This is a genomic window from Halobacteriovorax sp. RZ-2 (genome assembly GCF_043196685.1).
In the GTDB taxonomy this organism is placed as follows: Bacteria; Bdellovibrionota; Bacteriovoracia; order Bacteriovoracales; family Bacteriovoracaceae; genus Halobacteriovorax_A.
The window spans coordinates 490,756-515,865 of sequence record NZ_JBEBMR010000001.1; the positions used below are offsets into that span (position 1 = coordinate 490,756).

Here is a 25,110-nt window from a genome sequence, read left to right on the forward strand (position 1 = left end):
ACTAGAGTATAAAGCATCCATGAAAATCTTAATCGCTACCCTACTTCTAAGTTTCACAACTTATGCAAAAGTCTTTAATGTTATGGCCCCATTACTTGTTGGTGACCCTAATAATTTAAATTCTAATTTTTCAAAATACCAAATTGAAGACTTTAAAAGACAGCTTCATGAAATAAAGGCCCTGGGGGCAACAGGCGTCAGTACAGATATTTGGTGGGGATTAGTTGAAAAAAATGATAACCAATTTGATTGGCAATACTATCAGCTCTTAAGTGATTTAATTATTCAAGCAGGTCTAAAGTGGGTTCCAATTCTTTCATTCCATCAATGTGGTGGAAATGTTGGAGATACATGTAACGTCCCTATTCCAAATTGGCTTTGGAAAAAATACGGACACGATGCCATGTCAAAATCAGAGCAAGGTAATTACTCAAAAGAATTCTTATCTGTATGGACAACTCAATATGCCATCGGAGAATTTTACGATGTCATGCACTCATTTAATTATCACTTTGGCCACAAGATGAATGATATATATGAAATCAATGTAAGTCTTGGGCCGGCTGGTGAACTCCGTTACCCATCATACAACTCTCATGACAATGGCACAGGTTATCCGACAAGAGGTGCAATACAAGCTTACTCAAGGCCCGCAATTGAAAGTTTTCAAAATGCAATGAAGTCAAAGTACAAGAGTGTGCAAAACTTAAATCAAGCTTGGGGCTTTGGGCTTCAAAACTTCGCTCAAGTTTTTCCACCAAATCCAAATTTCTTCTTTCAAAATAATGAACAGTATACTCAATACGGCAAGGACTTCTATCGCTGGTACTCTAATAGCCTTAGAGAGCACGGGAAGCGAATTCTATCTGCGGCCATTGATGTCTTTAGAATCCATGTACATATTCAACTTGGCTTTAAAGTTCCCGGTATACACTGGCGAGTTGCCCCAGGAGGAGACCGTCTAGCAGAACTGAATGCAGGGCTCATTTCAACAGATAATGATATTTATAGCGACCAAACTGGCCATGGCTATAACCGTATTATTGGCCTTGTTAACGAATTAAAGGCCGAAAAGAATTTTTATAATATCAACTTTCATTTTACTTGCTTAGAAATGGATAATTACGATGGGCCAGATCATGCTCAAAGCTATGCTAAGGCACTCGTTTTTTGGGTTGCCCAAGAAGCAAATCGCCAAGGCGTTAGAATTCTTGGAGAGAATGCACTTGCTGGAACACTCTACTCACAAAGAGCATGGGATAATATCGCCGATGCCCTATATTTCGGAAATTATGATGGTGTGACCTTTCTTAGAATGGGAACGATCCTAAGTAGTGGCCTTGCCAGAGATAATTTCTATCGACTTACTCATCCACACTAACTTTCTTTAGAAGAAAGTCCGTTCTTGCGCTAAGAGTATCGTAATTTTCTCTTGAGAGCTTCCCTCCCAAAAGAGAGAGCTCTCTTACGCTATCACCTAGAACAAAATCACTATACTTATTATTCAAGTAAATGACACTTGAGTTGACCCCTAAGACCATTTGATCGCGTCTTGTTATTCTCATGGACTGATCGATTGAAACCTTTTCTAAGTTTTTAAAATATCTTAAGAAATAATAATTCCCAACAATTGACCATTTCCCTTGAATAAACTCGGCCTTACTACTTGGTTTTTCAGAATAATTAGTCTCAGAAGAGAACCAATCATTCATTGAATCGCATTTAAAACTTCCAATAACACGAGAAGCATAGGTATAGAGTCCTTGCCAACGAGCGATGCTCAAAGACTTTAAATTATCACATTCCAAAGAAGATGAATTTTCACTTTCCGTTTGCGCAAATTCAAATGGATGATAATCAAAATTAGATGGACTATATTCAGTTTTATTAATGACACTTACGATCCAAGTTTTATAATCCGGTAAGAATGTATACATCCCTTTTCCAGAAGAGCAATCGAGGTCCTCAACACCATCAAATGCAGCCTTAGCATACCCTTGAGTTGCACCAATTAAGAACGTCTGATTATCAATTGTAATTGTAGCAGGACCACCTGAATCCCCACGGCATGCTCCACTCTCATCTTCGTATAGAAGAATTGAGCGCTCTAAAAGATTACGCCTAATGGCCGTAGCTGTAACATCAACTTTTTTAGGCTTACCAACAACGCCGTTTGCATCTTGACCGAAGCCAATTAGCTTAACTTTCTTATTTAGAACTTCATGACTTTCTGATGCCTCAAGAATTTCAATAACCTCAGCACTCTCCGGAGCAGCTTCTTCTAATTCTAAAATCGCAATATCAAAATTGTGACCAAAGTCTCCTCTTACACTTTCCAGACCATGCATCTCTAACAACGCATCCTGTGCGAGGTATGCTTCTTTGATATTAATAAACTTAGGCACCTCAGAAACAAAGGCCACCTGCATATTTTTATAAGAGCTACCAATTAAGCAATGGGCCGCCGTAATAATATGATGTTTTGAAATTAAACTTCCTGTACAAAATGATTTATCAAGATCATTTTCTTTAGTAATGGCAACTGTATATTTGAGTTCATTGGCCTGAGCAGAGAGTTTCTCTCCACCAATAATGGCACCTGATTGTGTGTTAACTTTCAAGCCCCTTTCAGAACAAGAAATAAGTGATAGAAATAGGACAATAAATAATGGGGCTTTTCTCATGCTAAGAATGTAGCAAAACAAGAGAGTGACATGTGAAACTTGGCCTAATTCAGATAGTAATTATATGTAAAAACCTTAGTCAGAACTAGTCATTTCAAACAGTTAAGAGAACAACGAGATAAGTAAATCTTATCCACTCCCTATTCATAACTACTTTATTTTACTACAAAGCAATATGAGAAAAATAAAACTTCTATTCCTAGCACTTATTCAATTATCAATCTTTGCCATCTCGTTTGAGGGTCGAGTTCTGTATATTCACGATGGTGATACCATGACAATTTATAGTGACTTTCTAGGAAAGAAGAAAAATATTCGCATGCTAGGAATTGATACACCCGAGGTCGACTTCAACGGAAGTACTCAAGGGCAGATCTCCCTTGATGCCAGAGACTACCTCAGAAAGCTTGTTCCAATTGGAAGTACTGTTGTCATTGACTTGGGAAGAGATGGAGACCTAAACACGCGTCGTCTACTTGGTACAGTTCTATACCAAGGCCAAGATATAAATTTAGAAATGCTAAAATCAGGATTAGCTGTACCTTACTTTATTGAACCTTTTGATAAAGACATTATGTACGAATATATGGCCGCTTCTGAAAAAGTCTTCCTTGAAGAAATTGGAATTTACGCTCTTAACGTCCAGCTGCCATATGAATTTCGCATGAGTGTTCAAAATCGTATTGGAACAAATTACGTCGGTGACTTAGAGACAAAAATTCTTTATTCACCTGAAGATGGCCACATGGTCCCACCTTACCGCAGGCTCTTCATCCGATCTTTTGAGAGAGCAAAGCAGCTAGGTTATAAGTTTTTTTCAAAATAAGTTATTCACATACGTGTCTAACAATTTCACTTACACCATCACCTGATTCAACTTCTGTTGTATAGATGAATTCATTGTCTTTTGGCCCGTATGCAATGGCCTCTTGCTGATAGAGCTTCTTAGTCGTTACGATTCTAAATTCACTCTTGGCATCTAACTTTCTTGCATTGAACTCTTTTAAAGAATTGAACTCAATATTAAATTCAAAAATAGCTCCATAAGTTAGAACAAGAAGTGTCTTACCGTCTTTAGAGATATCCATTGCCGTCGCAATTCTTCCCCAAAGGTTGTAGTTATAAAGATGATAAGGAAGATCAACTGTAGCGACCTCCTCTAATTCGGCCTTCTCATTTTTCTCGATAGCTTTAGCAACTTTCTTTTTGCCTAACTTAAAAAGCTTTGCAGGCATAGCACGGCGATTTTCTTCGTCCACAATCTTAGTTAAAATATAAATATCACCACTTGGATGAACAACCATACTCTCAGCATCGTACTTTTCTTTATTAGGATAAACGAAACGTAAGACAAACTCTGGCCCAACCTCAGTAGTATCCGCTTTCAATTTCATCTCATCGATGGCGACAATTGAAAGAAATTTTCTCTTCTTACGATTATCTCCAATATCTGCAATATAAACACACTTAAGATCACCACATGGACCTAAAGACATATCTTCCATATCATAAGGCTTGAAATTGTTGACCTTAACTTTCTTTGTATTCTTTCCAGAAATCGTTGTCCAAAAAATCTCTGGGCCAGAGCCAGAATCATTTAAGTTATACATACGATCATCATGAACTTGAGAGATTGCAATCCCAGACGTCTCATTTAAAACTGAAGTATCAAGGCTTCCAATAACCTGTGGACCAGACCATTTCTGACAAATAGCAAAAGTTGAAATTGACACTAAAGTAAGTGTGAGTAGACGTAACATAGCTCCCCCAAATTGTTGCTGGACTATTAAATCACTCGTCGTTTACTATGACAATACACATGCATGGAGAGATTAAATGCTAGACTTTAAGGCAAAACCAATAATTGCAGTTATTTATCTACGCCCACTACTTGGCTACACGAGTCATCCAGGAATAAATCAGGTCATTGATTACGCCCTTGAAGACCTTGAAGTTCTAAGAAAGTGCGGAGTCGATGCGGCCCTCTTAGAAAATGAGCACGACAGGCCTTATACAGTTGAGGCCTCTAAAGAAGTTATTGCAAGCATGAGTGTTGTGGCCAACATGGTCCAAAGACAAGCGGGCAACTACCCAATTGGCTCAGAGTTTTTAATCAATGATCCAGAAGCTTCCCTTGCAATTGCGAAGGCCGGTGGCAATTCTTTTATCCGTACTGATTACTTTGTTGATCGCATGGCACGCGAGGAATACGGCGGAGAGATGAAAATTGATCCTCAAGGTCTACTCAATTATCGCAAAAAAATCGCAGCAGACGATATTCAACTCTTAACAGATATTCAGGTTAAGTATGCAACCATGTTAGAAGAGAAAACCCTCGCCCAATCTGCTCGCGAAGCATACGAGTTTAAAAGTGCTGCGGCCGTTGTCTCTGGCCGCGAAACAGGAATCGCTCCAAGTATAAAAGAAATCATGGAAGCAAAAGAAGGCGCACCAGAGCTTCCAATTATCATTGGCTCAGGTCTTTCTCATAATAATCTAGATGAACTCTATCCTGCTCTTGACGGCGCTATCGTTGGAAGTGCACTTATGACAGACACTCGTATGGATTATGAAAAAATTGCACCATTTATGGATATCGTAAGAAGGCTTAGACAATAATGTATACCTTCATTGGCGATGCAGGTTTTGATGATTATACATCCGTACATGAAAGGCATCTTGGTGGTTGTTCTTTAAATGTGGCCACGCATTTTATGCGCAATTCAAATTCAAAGGCAACACTAATCTATCCCGCAGCAAGTGATGGCCAAGTAATTATCAACCATTGTCAAAAAGAAGGTATTCAGGCCGTTCCACTTTTTCGAGAGGGAAAGACTCCGGTTCAATTTATCGAGACCTTAGAAAGTGGCGAAAAGAACTTCACTGAATACAAAAGTGGTGTGCTTGAAAACTTTCAATTCACCAAAGAAGAACTTCAATTAATTAAAGAGCTTGAAGGTCATATCGTCTGCCCTCTCTACTCACAGATCCTTCCATTCGTAGACCAACTTATTGAAGCGAAACCTAGGGCAAAGTTTATTTTTGATTTTCATGATGCTAGTGAAATTGAAATTGAAAAATATCTAAAGCATGCGAGTCTCGCTCAGTTCGGATTAGTGACTGGCCATCCTCTTGAAGACTTCCTCTATGATTATGTAAAAAATCACGATATCAAAATTTTAGTAACAAGGGGAAAGGATAAAATTAGTAAGCTCTCAGAAAAACAAATCGAAAACTTTTCCCCAATCCCTTTAGTACCAGTGGTCGACTCAACTGGAGCTGGCGACGCATTCCTCGGTGCCTTCCTCGCTCTCAACAATATCGAAAAAGCATCTCATTACGCAAAATCAATTTTATCAGTTAGGGGCGCGGGTACGAATCGAGATTTCGAAGACTTATAAATCAAAATCTGTGTAATTAGCCCTCTTTTGCCCATACCCTATGAGATTTTAGCAACTAACTACTGGAATTCTCGATTCGTACCCGCGCCCCATTTTGAAAAATCTTAATATCAAAATGAAATTTAAATGCGTAAATGCCCCTAGGCACCTATTACCTCTACAAACAAGTGAGGTAAATATGAATCAACTACTAATTAATTTTAAAGAATCAAAAACAATAAATGAATTATCGGAAGTATTAGATACTGGATGGCAAACGTATAAAGACAATGCCTTAATATATAGTGGCTTTACACTGGCCTTCACTCTAATGGTCTGGATACTCTCCGCTATTCCATTTTCTTCGTGCCTTATCACACCATTTTACTTAGCAGCAACTTACACAGCGATCACAAGATCAGAAACACAAAAACAACTTACGATTTACGATTTTATTTCGATACCAAAAGAAAAATTCAATTTGATTTTTATAACGGGCTCTTTATCGACGCTGATTACTTTCTTTGGCGTTATTCTTTTTATTATACCAGGAATTTATTTCTTTGCTTCTTATCTCTTCGTTATGCCTTTAAGTCTTGAACAAGATGAACAAAATACAAAAGCATGGGATCTACTTGAGAAAAGTAGAAAAATCTTTTCAGAAAACTATCAAATTATATTAGCAGCAACACTCACCTACCTTGTTCTTGCTCTACTTGCAGTGCTTTCACTTGGACTAGGTCTTTTTATCGTAACACCTCTAATCGCATGTATTAATTATCAGCTCTATAAAAAACTTAAATTGCAAAATGTGGCGCTCTAAGCGCCATTTTTTTTTAGCGAGGAAGTAAGTAATGCCAAAGAAGAAGCTAATCCGACAAGGAGATTTTCCTTACCATGTGACGACACGAAATAATAACCGAGACTGGTTTAGTATTCCCATGAATGAAGTATGGGATATTTGTAAAGAGTCTTTAATTTATGCACAAGAGAAAGAAAAGGTACAAATAAACTGTTTTGTTCTCATGTCAAACCACTACCATCTCCTACTTACTACTCCCGATGAAAATATCGATCGCTTTATGATGCATTTTAACTGGAGAATTAGTTATTTAATTTCATTGAGGACAAGTAGAATCAATCATAAATTTAGTAATCGATATAAGTGGTCTATCGTGGCAGATCAAAATTATCTGTATAATGTTTATCGCTACCTTTACCAAAATCCGATACGGGCAGGAATCTCAGAAGCTTGTATTGACTATCCTTACACATCACTACACTTTTCAAGACTTGAGGCAGAGCTATTTCAGTATCGGCCACATATCGATTATGCAGGGGCAAAACAACTAATTGAAAGAAGGTATGATACTGAATTTGATGATTGTATTAGAAAGTCTTTAAAGAAGAGCTACTTCACTCCAAAGCAAAGTATATCTGCACTATATCTAAAAAGACTCAAGGACTTCAAAATTACAATATAAGTAATGGAATTCTCGATTGGTACCCGCGCCCCTTTTAAGGGACATAAAGCGGTTTAAGTTTTATTTCACCTTTTTCAAATACGATTTCATGAATTGAAGAAATAAATCGATGTTCACTATCTGCTTTCTTTTCTTGAAAGATAATATATTTGAAAACTTCAGAAACCACGAGGGCCGCCTCTTCTAAGTTGTAACCGTATGAGGAAACGACTGACTGGCGAATTAAGCGATCAATTGTATTAACAGGGCCACTACCTCCAGCACATGCAACACCAACGGCATTATTTCTAACGAGATCAATATATGGGTAACTCAATCTTTCATCTAAATAACTAAGAGTAATATAATCACTCCTACTCTCTTCCGCAGCACTCATGACCTCAAGAATAGAGTCAGCATCTTTTCCACGCGGCATAAGCCTTGTCACTAAGTTTCGATAAAAAACGATCGATGGAGTGGTTTCAATTGAAACCAGTGTCTTCTCTTTTGGCAGAAGGTTTAGAATTGTATTATAAAGAGTCGTCTTACCTGAACCAAAGTCACCTGCACAAAGAATACCTCTGTTTGATTCAACAATTCCTGTAATAATCTCTTTTCCTTTTTCTGTAAGTGCATTTAATGAAATATAATCTTCTAGAGATAAAATTTTCTTAGGTAGTTTTGTTAACTTAAGTGCTGGTCCTTTGATTGATATAGGCGAAAGAACAACTGAAACAGTTAGCACTTCTGTTATGTACCTAGAAAAAGAAACCTGTTTATCAGTTATACCGAAATTTTCCTTAAGAGAATTGATCACTCTTTCGTACTCATCTTTATTATTGAAGCATTGAACAGAGTGCCACCCATCAACTCTTTTTACCGATACATCATGATAGGCACCGACACTGATCTCATCAACAGATTCATCACAAACAAATTTGTATAAACTTCCAAGTACTTCTTCTAATTGATCTTTCATCATTTCTCCTACAGTTATTATCTACTGTAAGCTTATTTGTTATTTCAAAATAATTCACCTAGGGACCTCCCTAGGACGCCTCTAACCATTTGAATTTTAGAGCATTTGTGACAGCTTCAGTTCGCTTACTAGCTTGCGTTTTTTTGAATATAGAGCTCATATGATACTCAATAGTCTTTTCTGAAATCGAGAGAGCATTGGCCATCTCTTTATTTGTGTAACCAAGTGAGACCAACGCCAGCACTTCTGCCTCTCTTGCTGTTAAGGGGTTCTCTGGTGAGATCGCTGATTGATCAACTGATTTTGTTAAAGATTCCAAGGTTTTAGCTACACGATTTAGACATAGTGATTGATTTTTACCACGTGAGTAAAGACGACATTCTTTAGCTAAATTGAGTAACTCTGCCTCTAAGGTTTTTATAAAAATCTCCCCATTAAACCAAAAACTTCTAAATAAAATATCTCCTACTATTCCTATCGGTTACTAGTCCCTAAATAATTAACTTATCTGAGCAACAATCACCACTAACCCACTGAAATCTCGATAGGTACCCGCGCCCCTTTTAAGTAAGTATTACAAGAAGCAGTGTCAAATAAACTAAATAGAGTTAATTAAGTAGGTGTATCTAAAAATGAGAGGGACAAATGAAGATTTTATCGTTAATTGCCATTCTATTTACTCTAAATGCATCAGCAGGTTGCCTAGAGGATCAAACAAGTTGCGACTATGAATTTCAAGGCTGTGTGAACTTTGCGATTCAAATGCCATATGAAAAAGATATCACTCCAATGCTCTATCGCTGTCAGGAGAAATACTTAACAGTAATCACTTATGAACAATGTATGTCAGTGGCAGAAGAAATGATCTTTATGAGAGACAAAAACAAGGCCCGCGCAATTTGTGGCACACAGTTTGGTGGAGCTTTTAACTTTGATCAATGCCTAGCTCATGCTGAGGCACAGGCCTACACAGAAGATATCACTCGCCTTGGGCTTGAATGTTTTGAAAAACAGAAAGAAACAATCACCCTAGCACAGTGCTCACAAGTAGCAGCACTTATGCACTTTATAAAAGATAAGAATTATATAAATCGTTATTGCTTTGAAAAGTATTTTTAAGAAATGCCTCCGAACGGAGGTTTTTTTATTTTCGTATTAATTCGATATAAGCGAACATTGCTCTTCGTTTAAGCTTTTTCGAAAAGCCAAGAACCTCATTCGTCGATGAAACACCAGCATAAACTGATATTTTCTTTTTCTTATAATATTTTAAGGCCTCATTATATAAGAGTTTTGAAACGCCTCGCCCTTGAGCATCTGGGTGAACAGAGATTGACATAATATGGCCAACATTAGTCCTTGAAATACTTGGAACAATAAAGCCAATCGCCTTACCATCCTCAACAGCAACTAATGCATCGACATTATACTTGATAAGGTTCTCGACAAAACCAAGAAACATCTTACGAGGAAAGTTCTCACAGCGTGATGTTGTGCTGAACTTGTGAGCAAGATATTCAATATCGGCTACCTCGTCACTTAAGTCTTTGTTGAGTTTCACGACTTTAACATCTTTATCATACTCATATTTTGAAAGATACTTTAGGCCATCATCAACACTTGCCAAAAGTTCCTCACCACGACTTCTCCCACCTAAATCGAGCAAATGATTATATAATCGAGAATTTACTGGAACATAGAAATGGGCCCTTTTAATGCGTTTAACATTATTAAACACATCCTCAACCATGGCCTTCGTCTCACCTAGAGACCATTTTGGAGCAACTTGAACATCAACTTTTATAATTCTTAGACCTATATCGTATGAAGGAAAGAATTGATAAAAGTATTTATTTTTCTTCTCATCATGACGAGTATATATAGACTCATCACTTAAGCTCTTTTTAATATCATTTTTACGAATTGATGAATATTTCCTTGGTACTGAAATGCCCTTACTTTTGCAAAACTTAACGAGTGCTGAACTGTCATATAACAAATCAAGAAGTATCTTTTTCATTAAATTTCCAATAAGCTCTTAATAATTGGATTATTCATTTTCTCTAACTCTGCCTTGATATATTTCATCGAAGTTGCAAAGCTTCCATCATTCCAAATGCTTGAAGCATTCTCTTCTTTTTCTTCAATTAATTGCTTTGATGTCAGTCCAATCTTTTCAGTTTGAATTCTAGTAATCACTCCAATTAGCTCTCCAGTATTGCGGTCAACGATTGGAGACCCTGAATCTCCACCAGAAGCATCACAGCCTGTTGCAATTGAGAAGACCTTATCAAGCTTTTTAACTTTATCATCACCAAAGATGATTTGGCAGTCGTTAGAGTTTTCATAGCGAGCAAGTCCTAGTTTTTCATTATCAAAGAAACCAAACCCTACTGTAGTTAGAGGTGTTCCCTCTTCAGCTACTTTATCGAAGTTAAGCTTAACTGCAGAAACAGTCTTCATAAGGATTGCTTCCTTATCTTCCATATTGATTGATACAATTGCAAAATCAATATCATCGCTATAGAAGATTAGCTCTTTTGCCTTCAAAGAAAATTTTGGCCCTGCAATAAAATGAAAGAGCATATCATTGAAATTCTCACGATCAATAACATGGGCGGCCGTTGCAACAAGGTGCTCACCTTCATACTTACCAAGATAGAAAGCTGTTCCAACATTTTTAAGTGTCAACTTATTCGCTGTATTCACAACACCAAGACCAGTAATAAGGATTGAGCTCTTTAGCTCTTCAACATCTGGAGTGTCATTTTCACCAATATGAATACGATTCCATTCATCACCAACTACATATTCTTTAATATTGAGGTCCTTTCTTTGATTTGAAAGAACATATTTTAAGTAAACACTAGGATAGTTGATATTTTCGTAAAGCTTAATAATGGCCCTATAGATCGAAACTGAAGAACAAGTTCTTTCGATACGATTAACCTGTGTTACATAACCCCTAATACGATCTTTTCTTAGATCCATAAGATTCGTAATATAAACGCCATCGACACTCATCACTTGCATTATTCTTGCAATTTCTCGAAGCGAAGATAGTTCTTGCTCTTCACTACATAATTCTGCATGAGAATTGAAAGTAATTAAAATAGTAATAAGAAGTGATAATAATTTAAAGCGCATTTTCAATTAAACCTTTATTAGAGTTAAGCTTTTTCTTTGTTAGACGGATTAAACGATTAAGAGAGATAAACTTTTCTTTTCCCTTACGTTTACATAGGCCATCATCTTGAGTCGCTATCTCAATTACGGCCTTACGTACATCTTCGTATGAATAATTTGTATTCTTATATTTGCGGTTGACGCGATTAACGAATGTAAAAAAGAGGTTATTTTCGCGGCTATACTTATTCTCTTGTAGCTCAAGAACTTCTTCTTCTATTTTTGAGTCAACATCCTGATTAGCAATTTCTTCTTCTGACAATTCCGACATCTTTAAAATGATATAAGTTCCAATGATCCCTTTCTCGTTCTTCAAAATATCAAAGAATGAAGCAACCGCTGTAATTCCGAGAACAACAGGTATAGAAAATGGAACAAAGGCCACAATGAAAACTGCAACAGGATGACTAACAACCTTTGCTAGCCAATAATAGCCCTTTAACTTATATACCCAATCATTCTTGTCCTCATTGGCCGACTGATCCTTAGGGTACAAAGACTCAATCTTATCCTTATAAGCATCCATACACTGATAATCAAAAGTGTTGGCCTGAACAGTACTCCATAAAATTGAAATACATATAAATAGAGTTTTAAGTAGTTTCATCATAGTTGTAAGATTGAGATTAAATGATTTTTTGATAAATTACTTAAGATTTGAAATATCTACGCCTGTGTACATAGAGTGAACGGCCTTTAATTTCTTGTAATACCAATAACTTGAGTTAATTATTTAATTAAACATTCTTTAATCCATTCTATATATGTCGTTACCGAAGAAGAAGTTGTGAAAAACAAGCTTAATCTCGACATTCTCTTAGAAAATATTGATGGCATTGCCTATCGATGTCTAAATGATAAGCATTGGACAATGCTCTTTATGACCTCAGGGGTTGAGAGGATCCTAGGTTATAAGGCCGAGGAATTTATCAATAACAAGGAATTATCTTTTCCAGATATTTATCACCCTGAAGATATAACAAGGGTCTGGAATGAAGTACAGATGGCCATCGATAATAAGACGTTCTTTACTATCGAGTATCGGATAAAGCATAAGAAAGGACACTATATTTATGTTTGGGAGCAAGGAATTGGCATATATGAAAATGACGAGCTGGTGGCCCTAGAAGGATATATTTGTGATATCACCATAAGAAAGCTTACTGAAATGGAGCTTATGGAGATCGTTGAGAAGCAGGCAAAGGAGCTATTAAAGAAGAAGGAAGGTGAAATAGAAAGGGCCAACTTTCAGCGTATTCTTGAACTAACAAAAAGCATGGCCCACGAACTTAAAAACCCGTTAACTCTTACATTAAACTCGTATCAAATTTTAAGAGCGGAAATTTTTCGAAAAGAACAAAGATTAGAAAAAATTGAAACCCTACTCTCTGTGATGAGGGATGCTAACAAACGTATTAATGATATCGTTGAGACAATTGATCTTACATTTCGCTCCGTCTCTAATGTAAAAGAAATCTTTAATGTAAAGAAGCTAGTCGATAAGAGTATGACCATTGATTTTAAGCAGGAGCTAAAAGAACAAGAAATCAAGCTAACTCTTCCTGAGGACATCAAGGATTATAATTTATTTATTACTGGGCCAAATTTTATCCAGGCCCTAAAAAATATTCTTAAAAACTCAATTAACGCAATAAAAGAGGCAAAAGAAAGTATAAAAAAAGAAATAAAAGTTAGCATTGAAGTTAACAAAACAAACCAAGCACTCTTAATCAAGATACATGACACTGGTATTGGTATATCTGAAGACTATGTTAAAAATATCACTCTTCCATTTTTCTCCTCAACGTCCCAAAAGACAGGAGGAGGCCTAGGCCTTGCAATCGCAAAATTCCTTCTTCAAAATGATAAAATTGATATCTCATTTAAGAGTGATATTGGACACTGGACAGAGGTGACCCTAAATATCCCTAAAGAGCGATGGAGGCATAGCGATGGCGACTAGTATACTATTTGTAGATGATGAAGAGGCGCTACTCGATCTTATTGAAATGATTTTCGAAGAGGATGTCTTAGATGGAAAGTTTAAGACTCACTTTGCTCTTTCTGGGGAAGATGCACTTAAAAAGCTTCATAGTGAAGAAGGAAATGATATCACTGTTCTTGTGACAGATATCAACATGCCTAATATGAATGGAATTGAACTTGTTAAAGAAGTAAAAAAACAATTCCCTAGTATCTTAATCTACATGATGTCTGCATATGGAGATCAAAAAACTTTAGAAGAAGTCAGCAAGCTTGAGATAAAACACTACTTCAATAAGCCTGTCGACTTTAGTGAATTAAAGAGAACCATCGAAGAGGATGTTGCCTAAACATGGAGAAGATATAAGTTGCATTCCGTTTTTTTCATTATATCCAACGTTACGCTTCCTAGTGATAAGTGCTCAAAAATATAGTGTTGGGGTTTCAAAACCACAAGGTCTGATTTTTCACTTCTAATGAGTTCTTCTAGTCGCTGTCCGGGTTCAGCATTCAAAATCATCTTTAACGTATAACTTGCATCAATCCCTTGTTTTTTTAGGATTGCCACTGCCTTTTGTAACTCATCTTCGGCCCCTTTATGAAGTTCAGACATTTCGTTAGTTAGGACTTCTCTAGGATAAGGCCCATCAGGAAAGACTTCTAAATTATAACTAACGAAATTTAATGGAACGATACAGTCCATATGTACCTTTGCATTATTACACTTTGCTAAATTAGCGACTGTTGCAAGGTTTTCCTCATCAAGAGACTCATAAGGTATTAGATAAGTAATTTTCTTAAAATTTTCGACAGAGGTCTTAGTGATGAGTACATCTCTATTTAAATTGAACAATGACTTCTCCGCAAATGTGTTTAGAAAGAAGCGATGAAGTTCACCGTGATGACTAGCACCGACCGATATGATTTCCATTTCCGGGTCTTCACTTAAGTGCTCAATCCCTTCATTTATTGAGCCTTCAAAATTTTCAAATTCAATATCTTCTTTAGAAATATTGAGTCGTCCCAAAGTTGCATTCACCATCTCAAGTGAGGTTTCTTCAATATTCTTTCTCCACACAGGATCCTTAATTCGACGGGAACGAGTGGATGTCGAGTGAAATTGTTTTTCTAGCTGAGGAGAGATTGTATCAATATGATAGAGCGAAGGTTTTAACCCGAGTGCTTTGGCAAAGTTATAACCTGAACGAATATTTTTTTCAGAACCTTCATGAAGGTCTGAACAGATAACCAATTTTTTCATGATGCCTCCACTCTCTATTTTATTTGGCATAGGCATTTAATAAAACTTAAATTAGCTCTATATATTCCTAGAAATTCAAAGAATCAGTTGGCATTAGACTTGCGATATATAACTTCATGAATTTGAAAAATACCCAAAATCACATCGTTAGCATGATGTACGCCCTATTTCTTTGTCTAATTCTTGGACAGCAGTCTAGTTACTGTGCGGTCACAAATACCTCTACAGAGGATGATGTCTATGCATCTCAACTAGATAAGGAACGATATGAATTTAAGGTACTTGTTGACGAAACAGGGAGCAACTTCGGAATTGACTTGAGTGATCAAGACCTTGATGAGCTAGCGGAAAGTGTAGGTAATTTTAAAATCTCAACTCTAAGCTTCTCTAAGAATCGCTTTAATCGAGATGGTGCCGTCGAGTGGTACCATAATATAAGAAACGTTAGTAAAGTATTTTACAACGTTATCACTGATCATAAACGTTATAACGAGCATACTGCTGTTAGGGCCTCGATCAACATGGCCCATCAAGTAGTCTCTTGGTGGATTTCTCGTACAAATTATACCTTAGTTCACGAGGTGGCCCATGCACAAGCTGTAAAAGAATTCGGTGGAAGTGAGATTCAATTATGGGTTGGCGATGAAGCATATCATAGCGTTGGTGCTTTCTATCTGGCATTTATGTCAACCTATAATCGCGGTGCTGTAAGCTACTCTATTGATGGGGCAACACCTAATCAGGAAGCAGTAATATCAGCGGCAGGAATTAATTCCCAGATAAGCTTGGCCGAAGATATTGCAGAAGAAAGTATCATCAATCGAAGATTTGATCAAAGTGATGCTCTTCACTATATTTTAAACAAAGTTATCTCTACTATTTACTATCAGTATGACCCAAACTCAAATATGAGCGACTTGGCCCACTATGCCCATGCCCTTCATCAACAAGGCCTAATTGAAGAAGATGAAATCAACTCAACAAAGGAATTCATTTCCAATATCTCATTCTTGGCCACTCTCCTTTCCGGTAGAACTTGGGAAGCTGTAAATGCCTTTAGTGATGAGATTATGCTGAATAAGCATTACACTGATACTTATACCTTTGAAACACCTCTTGGGGAGATCACTTGGCCAGAATTTGCTGCATTCTTAAATGAGAAAGGAGTTAGCGGAAAAATCTCAGCTAGTTTACTAACACAATCTCGAATGACTTATCACTTCTCTTTTGAGACATCTCTTTTAGGAGAATCGGCCAACGAAGTGGGTCTGGGCTTTACATATAAAGCTAACGACTGGCAAACATCTGTCAAAACATATTTTAATGATCAAGATGGCCGAGGTATCTCAATTAAGTCAAAGTATGATGTTGGTAGAGCGAACGGTTTCTCTTTCTTTGCTGAAGCAAAAGCAGACAATGGAACACTCAATCAACGTAGACACCAGTATAGCCTTACGGGACAAGAGAGTAATGAATTTGAGACGAGCTTTAGTATAGGTGTTGAGTATCGATTCTAAGTACTATAGAAATTTACAACACGCCCTTCCTGTTTACGACTAGTATGGGACTCTATCTTTTTTAGGCCAGAGAGATTATCGAGTGCATTTAGCATGATCTCATCCCAACCAGAAATAAAGAGTAAGTAGAATTTTGATCCAGAATCAATTAGCTCTTTAAAATGAGAAACTAACCTTGGAACATTCTCAGTGCCGACGGAATCATAAAGGTAGTAAACATCATGGCCTGCAAAGGCTTCAGGGTTTTCTAAGAAGTCGCATGTTTGAAATTTAACGTGATCTAATTGGAAATGTTCAGAGACAGAGTTTGTAAATTGAACTCTCTCATCGACTAATTCAAGTCCTAGATAATTCAATTTCTTATTCATCATAAGGGCCATATACAAGAGAGCACGGCCGGTGCCTGATCCAAGATCACATACGCTGTTAATATCATCTCTTGAATTGATGAAATTAATAAGAAGATCAAGGTCGTCATAACAAGCTGTGTAGACATGGTAATTTTCACCAAAGATCACATTATCATCATCACCATTACACTCATTCCCATCTTCATATTCTTCTGGATATAGGTGTTCAATATCAATAATACGTAGGAGTCGGTCATAGATTAAGTCACGAAAACTAGGATCAAACTCTCCACGAGAAATGATCGTCTTCACAGACTTAAAAATTTCGGCCATTAGCGGGTAATCAATACCATCGAAGTATCGCTCTGTAAGAACAAGCGAGTCTCGTTTATTGATCTTGCAAATTTTATTTAAAAACTTACTTTGTTTATCGATTGGTTCAGCTAGAACCTTTTTCCATTTTTTATCAGATTTTTGAAAGAACATGATTTCAACGTAGCACTTATTTCTAAATGAGGTAACTAAAAATATTGGATAATGTAATGCTTTCTAATTTAATTCGGGATAGCGTTCCGTCATTAATTTCATAAGCTTTTCAAAGTCGACGGGTTTCTCAAAGTAGTCAAGAGCACCTAATTCTGATGCCTTTTTCTGGTAGGCAGTGCTTGAGTAACCAGAAATCATAATTGTATCGATATTGGGAAATCTTTCATTGACTTGCTTTAAGAGTTCAAATCCATCGAGACCTGGCATGTTAATATCCGACAGGATCAGGATAACATCATGGCCATTTTCGCTTTCAAGAATTTTTAGTGCTTCAGCACCAGAAGTTGAAAATGAAAGGAGCATCTTATTTGCTCTAACCCAATCTTCAAAGATATGCTCAAAAATGAATAGGATATCCTCTTCGTCATCAACGAGTAAGACATGAACCCTTATCATGAACTCTCCCTAGGAAAACGAATCTTGAAAATTGTAAACTCTCCTTCTTTTGATTCGACAAAGATTTCACCATTATTTTTTTCTACAATTGATTTGATAATCGACATCCCAAGGCCAGAGCCTTCTCGGCCTGATTTAGTCGTAAAGAATGGTTCGAAAATATTATTTAATATACTTTCGGCAATCCCTACCCCATTATCCTTAACTTCAATTAGAATATCTTGATCTTTTTCATATGTATGAACTGAGAGAATTGCCTGCCCTTGTGAACGACTAAATTTCTTATGAAGAGCGTAAATAGAATTCTCATAGAGGTTAATAAAGACAGATTGGATATCGTTAGTAAAAACATGAAGGTCCTCACTCGTATTTAGAGAGTGCTCAAACTTAATTTCAACCCCATCATTGTGTAAACTTAGAGCATGTTGGGCATACTTATACGACTCTTCAACTAGCATCTTTAATGAATATCTCTTTTTACCGTTTACTCGGGTATCTAACATAATTTCGAGGATATTCTTTATCCTCAAGCTATGAGTTGTGATAATATCGAGGGCCTTTTTGAGATCTTTTAGCCTCTTATTATCACCTTCTATCAGACGTGTATTAATGGAGCTAGCAACCTTACCAGCATTTAAAATAAGATTAAGTGGATTTCTTATTTCATGGGCAATCCCTGTTGTCAGACGGCCAAGGGCCGCAAGTTTTTCTTGTTCAAGAAGTGTCTCATGGGTCTTCTTAATCATCTCCTCTTTTTCTTTCACCTCCTTAGCAATTATCTCATTGAGATCATCAATTCGTTGATTAGCACTAATCATGGCCAATTCAACTCCTATTCGACTTGCAAAAAGGTCAACGGTAGCTTCCACAAAACTAGGATCTTTAATAGGGTTAGTACTTAAAAATACAATTAACCCAAGAAAGTCTCCAGAGGGAAGAAGTATTGGAGCTCCAATATAAGCATCAACATCCATATCCTGTAGCATTAGGTCTTCTGGAAATTCTAAGCATACATTATTAGCGTGCATACAAACGCGCTTACCGGTGATAACATCATGACAGGGAGTACCTTCTAGATCATATTCAAGATTATCAATAAATCGGCCATTAGATATCGCAAAATCTGTAACGATCACACTAGATTTACCTTCCTTTGGTCTTCCTACTAGAATGAAGTCGATATCTAAATATGTAGCGATATTCTTTAACAGTTCTTTAATATAATCTTCACCACTAACGTGTTGATTTATATTAAAAATCTCTTTTATGATTTTGAATTTATCTTGATACTCACCTTGGCCTTGCATATTGCCTCACTTAATTAATGATATTTCATTATAAGAGAAATATGTAAGACATGTGTTTAAGAAATCTAAAGAAAAGTTTGTCCTAAAAACTAGCGTCGGCGACGTCCACGATAACGCTTCTTAGACTTAGGTTTTGTAACGGGGTAGTCGTGATGAAAGGGATGATCTAGTACCTGAGTAATTTTCGTTCCAATTAGCTTTTGTATATTTCTAAGAAATGGTAGGTCTTTTTCGCTACATAGGGATATAGCGGCTCCCTCTCTATTGGCCCTTGCTGTTCGTCCAATTCGGTGAACGTAATAAGTGGCATCTTCTGGCATATTATAATTTATGACCATGTCCACATTATCAATATCAATTCCACGAGAGGCAATATCTGTTGCAACGAGGACGCGTATCTCACCATTTGTGAAGTCTTCAATGGCCTTATTCCTTTGCCCCTGTGTTAGGTTACTATGAATTTCTCCGACACTAATGTCGCTACGATTAAGTAATTCGACAAGTTCAGCTACAGCGTACTTGGCCTTACAAAAAATAAGAATACGAGACTGTGATTTATCTTCGAGTAAACTTAAGAGCAAATAGTTCTTATTTTCGGCCAATGTAAAATAAACAGATTGCTTAATCTTATCAACAGTTGATGACTCTGGAGTAATCTCGACTTTTATTGGATCTATTAGTATTGCATGCGCGAGGGCCTCGATTTGTTTTGGCATGGTTGCCGACAGTAGAATTGTTTGACGAGAGATCGGAATCTTTTTTGCAATGTCATTAACTCCTTCATAAAACCCCATATCAAGCATCATATCGGCTTCATCTAAAACAAAGAACTCCGTCTGCGAAACATTAATGGCACCATCATTCATAAGATCAATGAAGCGGCCAGGGGTGGCAATAACAATGTCCACACCTGTACGCATGGAAACTATTTGTGGATCTTTACTGACTCCTCCAATAATTAAGGCAGCTCTTAAGCACGTCCCCTTTGCAAATGAGATGATGCTATCATTTATTTGGGTAGCAAGCTCTCTAGTGGGAGCAAGTATAATGGCACGACAATGGTTAGGAGCAACCTCTATCTTATTCTTAATAAACTTTTCAATAATAGGTAGAGAAAAGGCAGCAGTTTTCCCGGTACCAGTTTGCGCGATACCAAGAAGATCAGCCCCCTCCAGTAATGGTGGTATCGACTTTTCTTGAATTGGTGTAGCTTCAATGTAGCCAAGACCAGTTAGGGCCTCAAGTGTTGAGCGAGATAAATTTAGAGTCTTGAAACAAGTCATTTACTTTGAAATTGCACGACTATTTGAAGACGGCGAAACCTCAACTTCATCAACAACATGCCCGTTCTCATAGAAGTACCTAAGAACACCTGTTTCTTTTGTTGAAGGCCTAAAGACACGGCCATCACTTGTCGTACATGCAGACTCAGTAGCATTAGGTTCACAAAAGACCTCATGCTTGATTGATGTTGTCATATTACCAAATTCTTTTTGAATTTCCTTACATTGAGAATTCTTAGTTGGGACAAGCTTTCCGGCCTTATAATTAAAATCACATTTATTTGAAAAATTCACGCCTTTAAGAGATTGCGTAACTGATTGAACGTTTCCTTCTTTATTATATTTAAATTTCGTTGTAACTTTTCCAGCATTCTCTTCTAGTAGATAATCTCCACTCTTCCAATTTGCAATTCTAAATGAATACTCAGGGTGAACCTTCCCTGAGTCGGCCACACAACTAAATGTAGTAGTCTTATTCTTCCCATTCACTTCCGTTAGTTTATAAAGGTAACCATCCGGACACTTTTGAGAGTACTTGTAGTGGTCAACTTCGTTTCGAGCAAATATGGAAGTAGCTAAGAATAAAAGAACGCTTATTTTTTTCATAAGTCATGTATCGGTTCAGTTTTTAAAATACTTTAGCAAAGCACTCAGGCAAGTATATAAAGGACTAATATTATTAAGAAATTATATTTTATGTAACAATTTAGACCTCCTCTACGAAGACCTAACAAACTTAACAAGAGGAAGTAAAATGAAACAAATATTATTCTTATCAATATTTATTATCACGTCCTGTACGAGTACTAGTCCAGTATCAGATCTCTTTGGTACTAGCCTAAATTCTATCAAGTACTTTGGGAAACAAAAGCCTAAGGAAGAAGTCATTACACTGGGACAAAAGTTATTCTACGACACGAGATTAAGTAGAGATGGAACCGTAAGTTGTTCCAGATGTCACCTACCACAACTTCACTTCTCAGATGGCCTGAAAAAGTCGAAGGGTACTAAAGATCGTTCAGCACCTCGTAATGCTCAAACCCTCATCAATACAGCAGGACAGATTTCACAGCATTGGGATGGAAATCGAAAAAATGTCGAAGAGCAGGCAATTAAGTCATTCTTTATCAAAGTACCTTTTAACCTTGATAATGAAGAGCACCTAAAAGAGAAACTCGTTAGCAATAATTATGCACAGGACTTCTCTAAGGCATTTGCTATAAATATCAAAAAGGAAGATGCTAAGAAGCTTGCCCAACTAAGTGCCCAAGCAATTGGTGCCTTTGAGCGCACACTTGTAGGTCCCTCTCGTTTTGATGATTATCTTGATGGCGATGTACAGCGCCTAACAACAAAAGAAGCAAGAGGCCTGAAGAAGTTTGTGGAATACGGCTGTATTGGTTGTCATAGTGGCCAATTAATTGGTGGTGAAATGTATCAAAAATTTGGTGTTGTCGAAGACCCTTACCAATACACAAAATCTATTAAAAGAGATCTTGGACGCTATAATTTCACAAAGAATGAAGATGATAAAGAATACTTCAAGGTTCCACCTCTTCGTAATGTGACAAAAACGGCCCCTTACTTTCATGATGGAAGTGTGGCCAGCTTAGATCAAGCGATCTATATCATGGGAAAGGTTCAGCTTGGGATAGAAATTGAAAAACAAGATCGTGAGGACATCATGGCCTTTCTTTCAACGCTAGAAACAAAAGAAGAAGTTATGAGAGAGCTAACAAAAATACCTAGCTTACCTTAGATTAAGCTCTCCAATTTGGATTTAACTTACTTGTTAGGATATGGTCTTGCCACTTACCTGCTATCATTAAGTAGTTTTTGGCAATTCCATGTTCTTCAAAGCCAAGGGCCTTTAATACATTTCCACTACGTAAATTCTGTGGAATATAATTGGCCTCCACACGGTGAAAATTAAGTTCATTAAATAGATAATCAAGACCAGCAGAGAGGGCCTCTCTCATATAACCGTATCCTTGAAACTTTTCACCTAATTTGTAGCCAACACGACAATTCTGAAAAGGTCCCCTTTCAAGAGTTGTAAAATTAACCATACCGATGAGGTGGTTGCTATCCTTTAAGAATAGATTAAAACGAACAGAAGTCTCATTTTCAAACTCCTCTTTTGCGGCCTTGCCCTTATTCGCCCAATAATCTAATGTGTAGAAGTCATCAGGCTTCTTAGGATCCCAAGGGGCCAAGTGCTCTTCATTTTCTCTATAGAATTCGAGTGTCGCAACTTCATCCCCAGCTTTAGGGATGGCCAAAATAAGACGTTGAGTTTCAATTTTCATGAACAAAATATATTAAAAAGTAAAAGTTATGACAATGATGAGCTAAACTTTCTTAAGCCTTGTTTTTACTAATCTTACTTTGAGAAAATTCTTATTAATCATTAACCTAAGTAAATGACGGAATTATATAAAGAATTTCAAGATCGTTTTATCGCTCAAAACACAGGTTTTTCGAAGGAAGTTATCGATGCCTACTATAGCGTTCCACGCCATATGTTCGTCCCTTACCTCAGAGACTATCCAGATAAGTGGATCACCATAACAGATGAAAATCTTGAAGAGTATCTTTCCATACTTTATGCTGATCATCCCCTTGCTATCTTTGGAGATGAACAGGTCATATCTACGATTTCACAGCCTTCGTTTGTCTTAACGATACTCGACTTTCTAGAGCTCAAGCCAGGGCACAAAGTTTTTGAACTTGGCTCAGGTAGTGGATGGAATGCGGCCTTAATGGGCCATATTATCGGAAAGGATGGCCGAGTTATCAGTATTGAAATTATTCCCGAACTCGTAGACAGGGCCAACGCCTGCTTAGACAGACTTCATATAAAGAATGTGAAGATTATGCAAGGTGATGCCACAGAGGGATATATCGAGGACGCACCTTATGACAGGGCAATCTTTACAGCAGGTGCTTATGATCTTCCTGCCGTTTTTCATAAGCAACTTGGTGATAGGGCCGTTCTAATCTTTGTCCTCAAGGGCGATCTTAATTCTGATATTTTATATGTGTTGAAAAAGAATGATGAAGAAGGCTGCTTTATCTCAACAAAAGCCGTGGCCTGTAGCTTTGTCCCTGTGACGACGACAACAAAGCATAAGGTCTCTGAATTTAATCATCCAATGGCACTAACTAGTACATTAAGAATTTATCCGAATAAAAAGGAAATTGATATTTCCTGTCGCCATATGATGAAACAGAATGAATCAATATTTGTATGGTTGTGAGATAATGACCTTCGTTCCATTTCCAAGTTCAGAAACAAAGCGAACATGTAGCCCGAGCTCACGACAAACTTTACGAATGATGAATAGGCCAAGTCCTCTTCCCTTCTCACCATGTGTTCCAACCGTACTCTTAAAGATCTTATCTTCATTTCGATTGATTTCATTCACTAAACTTGCCTCAATCCCAACACCGTGATCTTTACAAGAAAGGTAGAATTCACTACCAGTTACTTCTAGCTTAAATTTAACTTCTGAGTTTTCAGGAGAAAATTTAATCGCATTTTGAAGGATATTTCCTAAGACACTATCTTTTAGTGCTTCTTTATTTGTCCTTATCGAAAATTGCGCATCAACATTTGAATCGAGAACTAATTTAATATTCTTCTCTGATGCCTGATCCTGATATTCAAAAATCAGCTCTTCCAGCATTTCCTTAATCGAAACATCAGACATATTAAATGAGTTTGAATTGTCATCGACAACATTTCTCGTATTTTCAATGATCGCCTTTACTGACTTATAATAGAGATCCAATTTCTGATTGGCCTTTTCTACTTCTCCGCGAGAGATAAGCCTTTTCACATGCTCAACAATAAGCATCTTATTTGCGATATCATGGCTAATAATGCGATTGGCAAGTAAGACTTCTTTATGGGCCTCACGAATCTTTTTTTCGGCCATCTCTAGCTCAAGATTTGCTCTTTCCAATTCGTTATTATGCTGAAGGTTTTCAATAATAAGATTCTTATAATATTTATCGAGTTTAAATAGTCTTAAAATAAATATCTGAATAGTAGCAAAAATAGACGGTGCGCTTGAATACTCATCAACGTGGTATATCAAGACATTCTCATTTTGAGTAATCTCCACATCCCAAGACATGGACTCAGAAACCATTCTTGGTAGGGCCAAGAAGACAATACGATACATATCAACAAAGACTGGAAAAATATCTTCAGGTCGATCAAAGGTAAGCTTAATATCAAAAGAAGTTTTCCCTGTTTCAACCAGCTCTATCTTCACAGCATCTGTATAGAATGTTTTAAACGAATACTTTAAAATGAAGTCACCTACAAAACGAAAGCTAATCATTCTTGAAAGAATATCAAGGACTCGTTTAACGTACTTATTTGTTAGGCCGTGTTTAGTCATTCCTTCATAGAACTTATCGTATTTGTCATTAAGAGATTCCGTAATGAGGCGGTAATCATTCCATGTCATATACTTTTTTTCATCACTAATAAGAGAATAGTCATAACCTAGGCTTTCAAAGAAAGACCTTGGGTCATCATTATTTTCAACGATGTAATTAATGTATGCATGGACTGCTTTATTACTAATATTCAAATTTTCCTCAATATAGAGAACGATATTACCCCATAAGACTTATTTAATCTAGAGGACATAGAGAAACTTATCTCAAGGAATCCTTAATACTCAACACTTACATAGCAATGTAAGATTTAGAAGAATTTAACCAAAATTAAATCTATGAATTTGTTTTGCTGATAATAT

Annotated in this window: 27 protein-coding genes; 12 read left to right on the forward strand and 15 right to left on the reverse strand. The window is 36.9% G+C overall.

Annotation, left to right across the window (positions count from 1 at the left end):
• Nucleotides 1–19 precede the first annotated feature (19 nt).
• Complete coding sequence (locus tag ABMA78_RS02245; RefSeq protein ID WP_392856627.1) at nt 20–1,381, forward strand: family 14 glycosylhydrolase; 1,362 nt, start codon at nt 20–22, stop codon at nt 1,379–1,381.
• Here the strand turns inward: ABMA78_RS02245 and ABMA78_RS02250 are convergent.
• Nucleotides 1,365–2,684, reverse strand: coding sequence for a S1 family peptidase (locus ABMA78_RS02250; protein WP_392856629.1), 1,320 nt, complete (start codon nt 2,682–2,684; stop codon nt 1,365–1,367). The two genes, ABMA78_RS02245 and ABMA78_RS02250, sit on opposite strands and share 17 nt — an antisense overlap.
• Before the next feature lie 175 nt (nt 2,685–2,859).
• Here ABMA78_RS02250 and ABMA78_RS02255 point away from each other — a divergent pair, with 175 nt between their 5' ends.
• Complete coding sequence (locus ABMA78_RS02255; protein WP_392856631.1) at nt 2,860–3,510, forward strand: thermonuclease family protein; 651 nt, start codon at nt 2,860–2,862, stop codon at nt 3,508–3,510.
• Between the two features lies 1 nt (nt 3,511).
• Here ABMA78_RS02255 and ABMA78_RS02260 read toward each other — a convergent pair whose 3' ends face one another.
• Nucleotides 3,512–4,444, reverse strand: coding sequence for a hypothetical protein (locus ABMA78_RS02260; RefSeq protein WP_392856633.1), 933 nt, complete (start codon nt 4,442–4,444; stop codon nt 3,512–3,514).
• 76 nt (nt 4,445–4,520) lie between these two features.
• Between ABMA78_RS02260 and ABMA78_RS02265 the strand changes: the two genes are divergently transcribed.
• The 4 genes from ABMA78_RS02265 (at nt 4,521) to ABMA78_RS02280 (ending at nt 7,548) form a co-directional block, all read left to right on the forward strand.
• Nucleotides 4,521–5,303, forward strand: a complete 783-nt coding sequence (locus tag ABMA78_RS02265; RefSeq protein ID WP_392856634.1) for a BtpA/SgcQ family protein — start codon at nt 4,521–4,523, stop codon at nt 5,301–5,303.
• Entirely contained in the window at nt 5,303–6,085 is a 783-nt protein-coding gene (locus ABMA78_RS02270) for a PfkB family carbohydrate kinase (protein ID WP_392856637.1), read from the forward strand. The genes ABMA78_RS02265 and ABMA78_RS02270 overlap by 1 nt, the downstream gene beginning before the upstream one ends.
• Before the next feature lie 178 nt (nt 6,086–6,263).
• Nucleotides 6,264–6,887, forward strand: coding sequence for a hypothetical protein (locus ABMA78_RS02275; RefSeq protein ID WP_392856638.1), 624 nt, complete (start codon nt 6,264–6,266; stop codon nt 6,885–6,887).
• Between the two features lie 31 nt (nt 6,888–6,918).
• Nucleotides 6,919–7,548: a transposase gene (locus ABMA78_RS02280; protein ID WP_392856640.1), complete on the forward strand. Its 630-nt coding sequence runs from the start codon at nt 6,919–6,921 to the stop codon at nt 7,546–7,548.
• Nucleotides 7,549–7,582: 34 nt separating this feature from the next.
• Here the strand turns inward: ABMA78_RS02280 and ABMA78_RS02285 are convergent, their stop codons facing one another.
• Both ABMA78_RS02285 and ABMA78_RS02290 read right to left on the reverse strand, forming a co-directional pair.
• Nucleotides 7,583–8,506 carry an ATPase, T2SS/T4P/T4SS family gene (locus ABMA78_RS02285; protein ID WP_392856642.1) on the reverse strand — a complete coding sequence of 308 codons (924 nt, stop codon included), beginning with the start codon at nt 8,504–8,506 and terminating at the stop codon, nt 7,583–7,585.
• A 70-nt stretch (nt 8,507–8,576) separates the two neighbouring features.
• A complete protein-coding gene (locus tag ABMA78_RS02290; RefSeq protein WP_392856645.1) occupies nt 8,577–8,825 on the reverse strand; it encodes a response regulator transcription factor in 249 nt (82 codons plus the stop codon).
• 326 nt (nt 8,826–9,151) lie between these two features.
• Here ABMA78_RS02290 and ABMA78_RS02295 point away from each other — a divergent pair, with 326 nt between their 5' ends.
• Nucleotides 9,152–9,625 carry a hypothetical protein gene (locus ABMA78_RS02295; protein ID WP_392856647.1) on the forward strand — a complete coding sequence of 158 codons (474 nt, stop codon included), beginning with the start codon at nt 9,152–9,154 and terminating at the stop codon, nt 9,623–9,625.
• A gap of 25 nt (nt 9,626–9,650) precedes the next feature.
• On the opposite strand, the gene ABMA78_RS02300 is transcribed toward ABMA78_RS02295, so the two are convergent.
• Genes ABMA78_RS02300 through ABMA78_RS02310 form a run of 3 tightly spaced genes read right to left on the reverse strand, consistent with a single transcriptional unit; the run spans nt 9,651 to nt 12,302 of the window.
• Nucleotides 9,651–10,526: a GNAT family N-acetyltransferase gene (locus ABMA78_RS02300; RefSeq protein WP_392856649.1), complete on the reverse strand. Its 876-nt coding sequence runs from the start codon at nt 10,524–10,526 to the stop codon at nt 9,651–9,653.
• A complete protein-coding gene (locus tag ABMA78_RS02305; RefSeq protein ID WP_392856651.1) occupies nt 10,526–11,653 on the reverse strand; it encodes a serine protease in 1,128 nt (375 codons plus the stop codon). Before ABMA78_RS02305 ends, ABMA78_RS02300 begins: the two co-directional genes overlap by 1 nt.
• Nucleotides 11,643–12,302 (reverse strand): hypothetical protein, encoded by a 660-nt coding sequence (locus ABMA78_RS02310; protein ID WP_392856652.1) that lies wholly within the window; start codon nt 12,300–12,302, stop codon nt 11,643–11,645. The genes ABMA78_RS02305 and ABMA78_RS02310 overlap by 11 nt, the downstream gene beginning before the upstream one ends.
• Before the next feature lie 177 nt (nt 12,303–12,479).
• On the opposite strand from ABMA78_RS02310, the gene ABMA78_RS02315 reads away from it, so the two are divergent.
• Complete coding sequence (locus ABMA78_RS02315; protein WP_392856654.1) at nt 12,480–13,655, forward strand: PAS domain-containing protein; 1,176 nt, start codon at nt 12,480–12,482, stop codon at nt 13,653–13,655.
• A complete protein-coding gene (locus ABMA78_RS02320; RefSeq protein ID WP_392856656.1) occupies nt 13,645–14,025 on the forward strand; it encodes a response regulator in 381 nt (126 codons plus the stop codon). Before ABMA78_RS02315 ends, ABMA78_RS02320 begins: the two co-directional genes overlap by 11 nt.
• On the opposite strand, the gene ABMA78_RS02325 is transcribed toward ABMA78_RS02320, so the two are convergent.
• Nucleotides 14,022–14,936, reverse strand: coding sequence for a universal stress protein (locus tag ABMA78_RS02325; protein WP_392856657.1), 915 nt, complete (start codon nt 14,934–14,936; stop codon nt 14,022–14,024). The two genes, ABMA78_RS02320 and ABMA78_RS02325, sit on opposite strands and share 4 nt — an antisense overlap.
• Nucleotides 14,937–15,052: 116 nt before the next feature.
• Between ABMA78_RS02325 and ABMA78_RS02330 the strand changes: the two genes are divergently transcribed.
• Nucleotides 15,053–16,453 carry a hypothetical protein gene (locus tag ABMA78_RS02330; RefSeq protein WP_392856658.1) on the forward strand — a complete coding sequence of 467 codons (1,401 nt, stop codon included), beginning with the start codon at nt 15,053–15,055 and terminating at the stop codon, nt 16,451–16,453.
• Here ABMA78_RS02330 and ABMA78_RS02335 read toward each other — a convergent pair.
• The 5 genes from ABMA78_RS02335 to ABMA78_RS02355 form a co-directional block, all read right to left on the reverse strand.
• Nucleotides 16,450–17,289 (reverse strand): methyltransferase domain-containing protein, encoded by an 840-nt coding sequence (locus ABMA78_RS02335; RefSeq protein ID WP_392856660.1) that lies wholly within the window; start codon nt 17,287–17,289, stop codon nt 16,450–16,452. The genes ABMA78_RS02330 and ABMA78_RS02335 overlap by 4 nt on opposite strands.
• 63 nt (nt 17,290–17,352) lie before the next feature.
• Nucleotides 17,353–17,745 carry a response regulator transcription factor gene (locus ABMA78_RS02340; protein ID WP_392856662.1) on the reverse strand — a complete coding sequence of 131 codons (393 nt, stop codon included), beginning with the start codon at nt 17,743–17,745 and terminating at the stop codon, nt 17,353–17,355.
• The gene (locus tag ABMA78_RS02345) at nt 17,742–19,052 is read right to left on the reverse strand and encodes an ATP-binding protein (protein ID WP_392856664.1); all 1,311 of its coding nucleotides are present in this window, start codon (nt 19,050–19,052) and stop codon (nt 17,742–17,744) included. Before ABMA78_RS02345 ends, ABMA78_RS02340 begins: the two co-directional genes overlap by 4 nt.
• An 89-nt stretch (nt 19,053–19,141) precedes the next feature.
• Complete coding sequence (locus tag ABMA78_RS02350) at nt 19,142–20,335, reverse strand: DEAD/DEAH box helicase (RefSeq protein WP_392856666.1); 1,194 nt, start codon at nt 20,333–20,335, stop codon at nt 19,142–19,144.
• Nucleotides 20,336–20,941 (reverse strand): hypothetical protein, encoded by a 606-nt coding sequence (locus ABMA78_RS02355; RefSeq protein WP_392856669.1) that lies wholly within the window; start codon nt 20,939–20,941, stop codon nt 20,336–20,338.
• A 148-nt stretch (nt 20,942–21,089) separates the two neighbouring features.
• On the opposite strand from ABMA78_RS02355, the gene ABMA78_RS02360 reads away from it, so the two are divergent.
• Nucleotides 21,090–22,094 carry a cytochrome-c peroxidase gene (locus ABMA78_RS02360; protein WP_392856670.1) on the forward strand — a complete coding sequence of 335 codons (1,005 nt, stop codon included), beginning with the start codon at nt 21,090–21,092 and terminating at the stop codon, nt 22,092–22,094.
• Between the two features lies 1 nt (nt 22,095).
• Here ABMA78_RS02360 and ABMA78_RS02365 read toward each other — a convergent pair whose 3' ends face one another.
• The gene (locus ABMA78_RS02365) at nt 22,096–22,644 is read right to left on the reverse strand and encodes a GNAT family N-acetyltransferase (protein ID WP_392856671.1); all 549 of its coding nucleotides are present in this window, start codon (nt 22,642–22,644) and stop codon (nt 22,096–22,098) included.
• Nucleotides 22,645–22,758: 114 nt separating this feature from the next.
• On the opposite strand from ABMA78_RS02365, the gene ABMA78_RS02370 reads away from it, so the two are divergent.
• Nucleotides 22,759–23,595 carry a protein-L-isoaspartate O-methyltransferase gene (locus ABMA78_RS02370; protein WP_392856673.1) on the forward strand — a complete coding sequence of 279 codons (837 nt, stop codon included), beginning with the start codon at nt 22,759–22,761 and terminating at the stop codon, nt 23,593–23,595.
• On the opposite strand, the gene ABMA78_RS02375 is transcribed toward ABMA78_RS02370, so the two are convergent.
• Nucleotides 23,575–24,942 carry an ATP-binding protein gene (locus ABMA78_RS02375; protein ID WP_392856674.1) on the reverse strand — a complete coding sequence of 456 codons (1,368 nt, stop codon included), beginning with the start codon at nt 24,940–24,942 and terminating at the stop codon, nt 23,575–23,577. The genes ABMA78_RS02370 and ABMA78_RS02375 overlap by 21 nt on opposite strands.
• Nucleotides 24,943–25,110: the final 168 nt, after the last annotated feature.

Bases quoted from the DNA above. Each gene is read 5' to 3' on its own strand.
- ABMA78_RS02245 (WP_392856627.1), top strand. From the start codon at position 20: ATGAAAATCTTAATCGCTACCCTACTTCTAAGTTTCACAACTTATGCA.
- ABMA78_RS02250 (WP_392856629.1), bottom strand. From the start codon at position 2,684: ATGAGAAAAGCCCCATTATTTATTGTCCTATTTCTATCACTTATTTCT.
- ABMA78_RS02255 (WP_392856631.1), top strand. From the start codon at position 2,860: ATGAGAAAAATAAAACTTCTATTCCTAGCACTTATTCAATTATCAATC.
- ABMA78_RS02260 (WP_392856633.1), bottom strand. From the start codon at position 4,444: ATGTTACGTCTACTCACACTTACTTTAGTGTCAATTTCAACTTTTGCT.
- ABMA78_RS02265 (WP_392856634.1), top strand. From the start codon at position 4,521: ATGCTAGACTTTAAGGCAAAACCAATAATTGCAGTTATTTATCTACGC.
- ABMA78_RS02270 (WP_392856637.1), top strand. From the start codon at position 5,303: ATGTATACCTTCATTGGCGATGCAGGTTTTGATGATTATACATCCGTA.
- ABMA78_RS02275 (WP_392856638.1), top strand. From the start codon at position 6,264: ATGAATCAACTACTAATTAATTTTAAAGAATCAAAAACAATAAATGAA.
- ABMA78_RS02280 (WP_392856640.1), top strand. From the start codon at position 6,919: ATGCCAAAGAAGAAGCTAATCCGACAAGGAGATTTTCCTTACCATGTG.
- ABMA78_RS02285 (WP_392856642.1), bottom strand. From the start codon at position 8,506: ATGAAAGATCAATTAGAAGAAGTACTTGGAAGTTTATACAAATTTGTT.
- ABMA78_RS02295 (WP_392856647.1), top strand. From the start codon at position 9,152: ATGAAGATTTTATCGTTAATTGCCATTCTATTTACTCTAAATGCATCA.
- ABMA78_RS02300 (WP_392856649.1), bottom strand. From the start codon at position 10,526: ATGAAAAAGATACTTCTTGATTTGTTATATGACAGTTCAGCACTCGTT.
- ABMA78_RS02305 (WP_392856651.1), bottom strand. From the start codon at position 11,653: ATGCGCTTTAAATTATTATCACTTCTTATTACTATTTTAATTACTTTC.
- ABMA78_RS02310 (WP_392856652.1), bottom strand. From the start codon at position 12,302: ATGATGAAACTACTTAAAACTCTATTTATATGTATTTCAATTTTATGG.
- ABMA78_RS02320 (WP_392856656.1), top strand. From the start codon at position 13,645: ATGGCGACTAGTATACTATTTGTAGATGATGAAGAGGCGCTACTCGAT.
- ABMA78_RS02325 (WP_392856657.1), bottom strand. From the start codon at position 14,936: ATGAAAAAATTGGTTATCTGTTCAGACCTTCATGAAGGTTCTGAAAAA.
- ABMA78_RS02330 (WP_392856658.1), top strand. From the start codon at position 15,053: ATGAATTTGAAAAATACCCAAAATCACATCGTTAGCATGATGTACGCC.
- ABMA78_RS02335 (WP_392856660.1), bottom strand. From the start codon at position 17,289: ATGTTCTTTCAAAAATCTGATAAAAAATGGAAAAAGGTTCTAGCTGAA.
- ABMA78_RS02340 (WP_392856662.1), bottom strand. From the start codon at position 17,745: ATGATAAGGGTTCATGTCTTACTCGTTGATGACGAAGAGGATATCCTA.
- ABMA78_RS02345 (WP_392856664.1), bottom strand. From the start codon at position 19,052: ATGCAAGGCCAAGGTGAGTATCAAGATAAATTCAAAATCATAAAAGAG.
- ABMA78_RS02350 (WP_392856666.1), bottom strand. From the start codon at position 20,335: ATGACTTGTTTCAAGACTCTAAATTTATCTCGCTCAACACTTGAGGCC.
- ABMA78_RS02355 (WP_392856669.1), bottom strand. From the start codon at position 20,941: ATGAAAAAAATAAGCGTTCTTTTATTCTTAGCTACTTCCATATTTGCT.
- ABMA78_RS02360 (WP_392856670.1), top strand. From the start codon at position 21,090: ATGAAACAAATATTATTCTTATCAATATTTATTATCACGTCCTGTACG.
- ABMA78_RS02365 (WP_392856671.1), bottom strand. From the start codon at position 22,644: ATGAAAATTGAAACTCAACGTCTTATTTTGGCCATCCCTAAAGCTGGG.
- ABMA78_RS02370 (WP_392856673.1), top strand. From the start codon at position 22,759: ATGACGGAATTATATAAAGAATTTCAAGATCGTTTTATCGCTCAAAAC.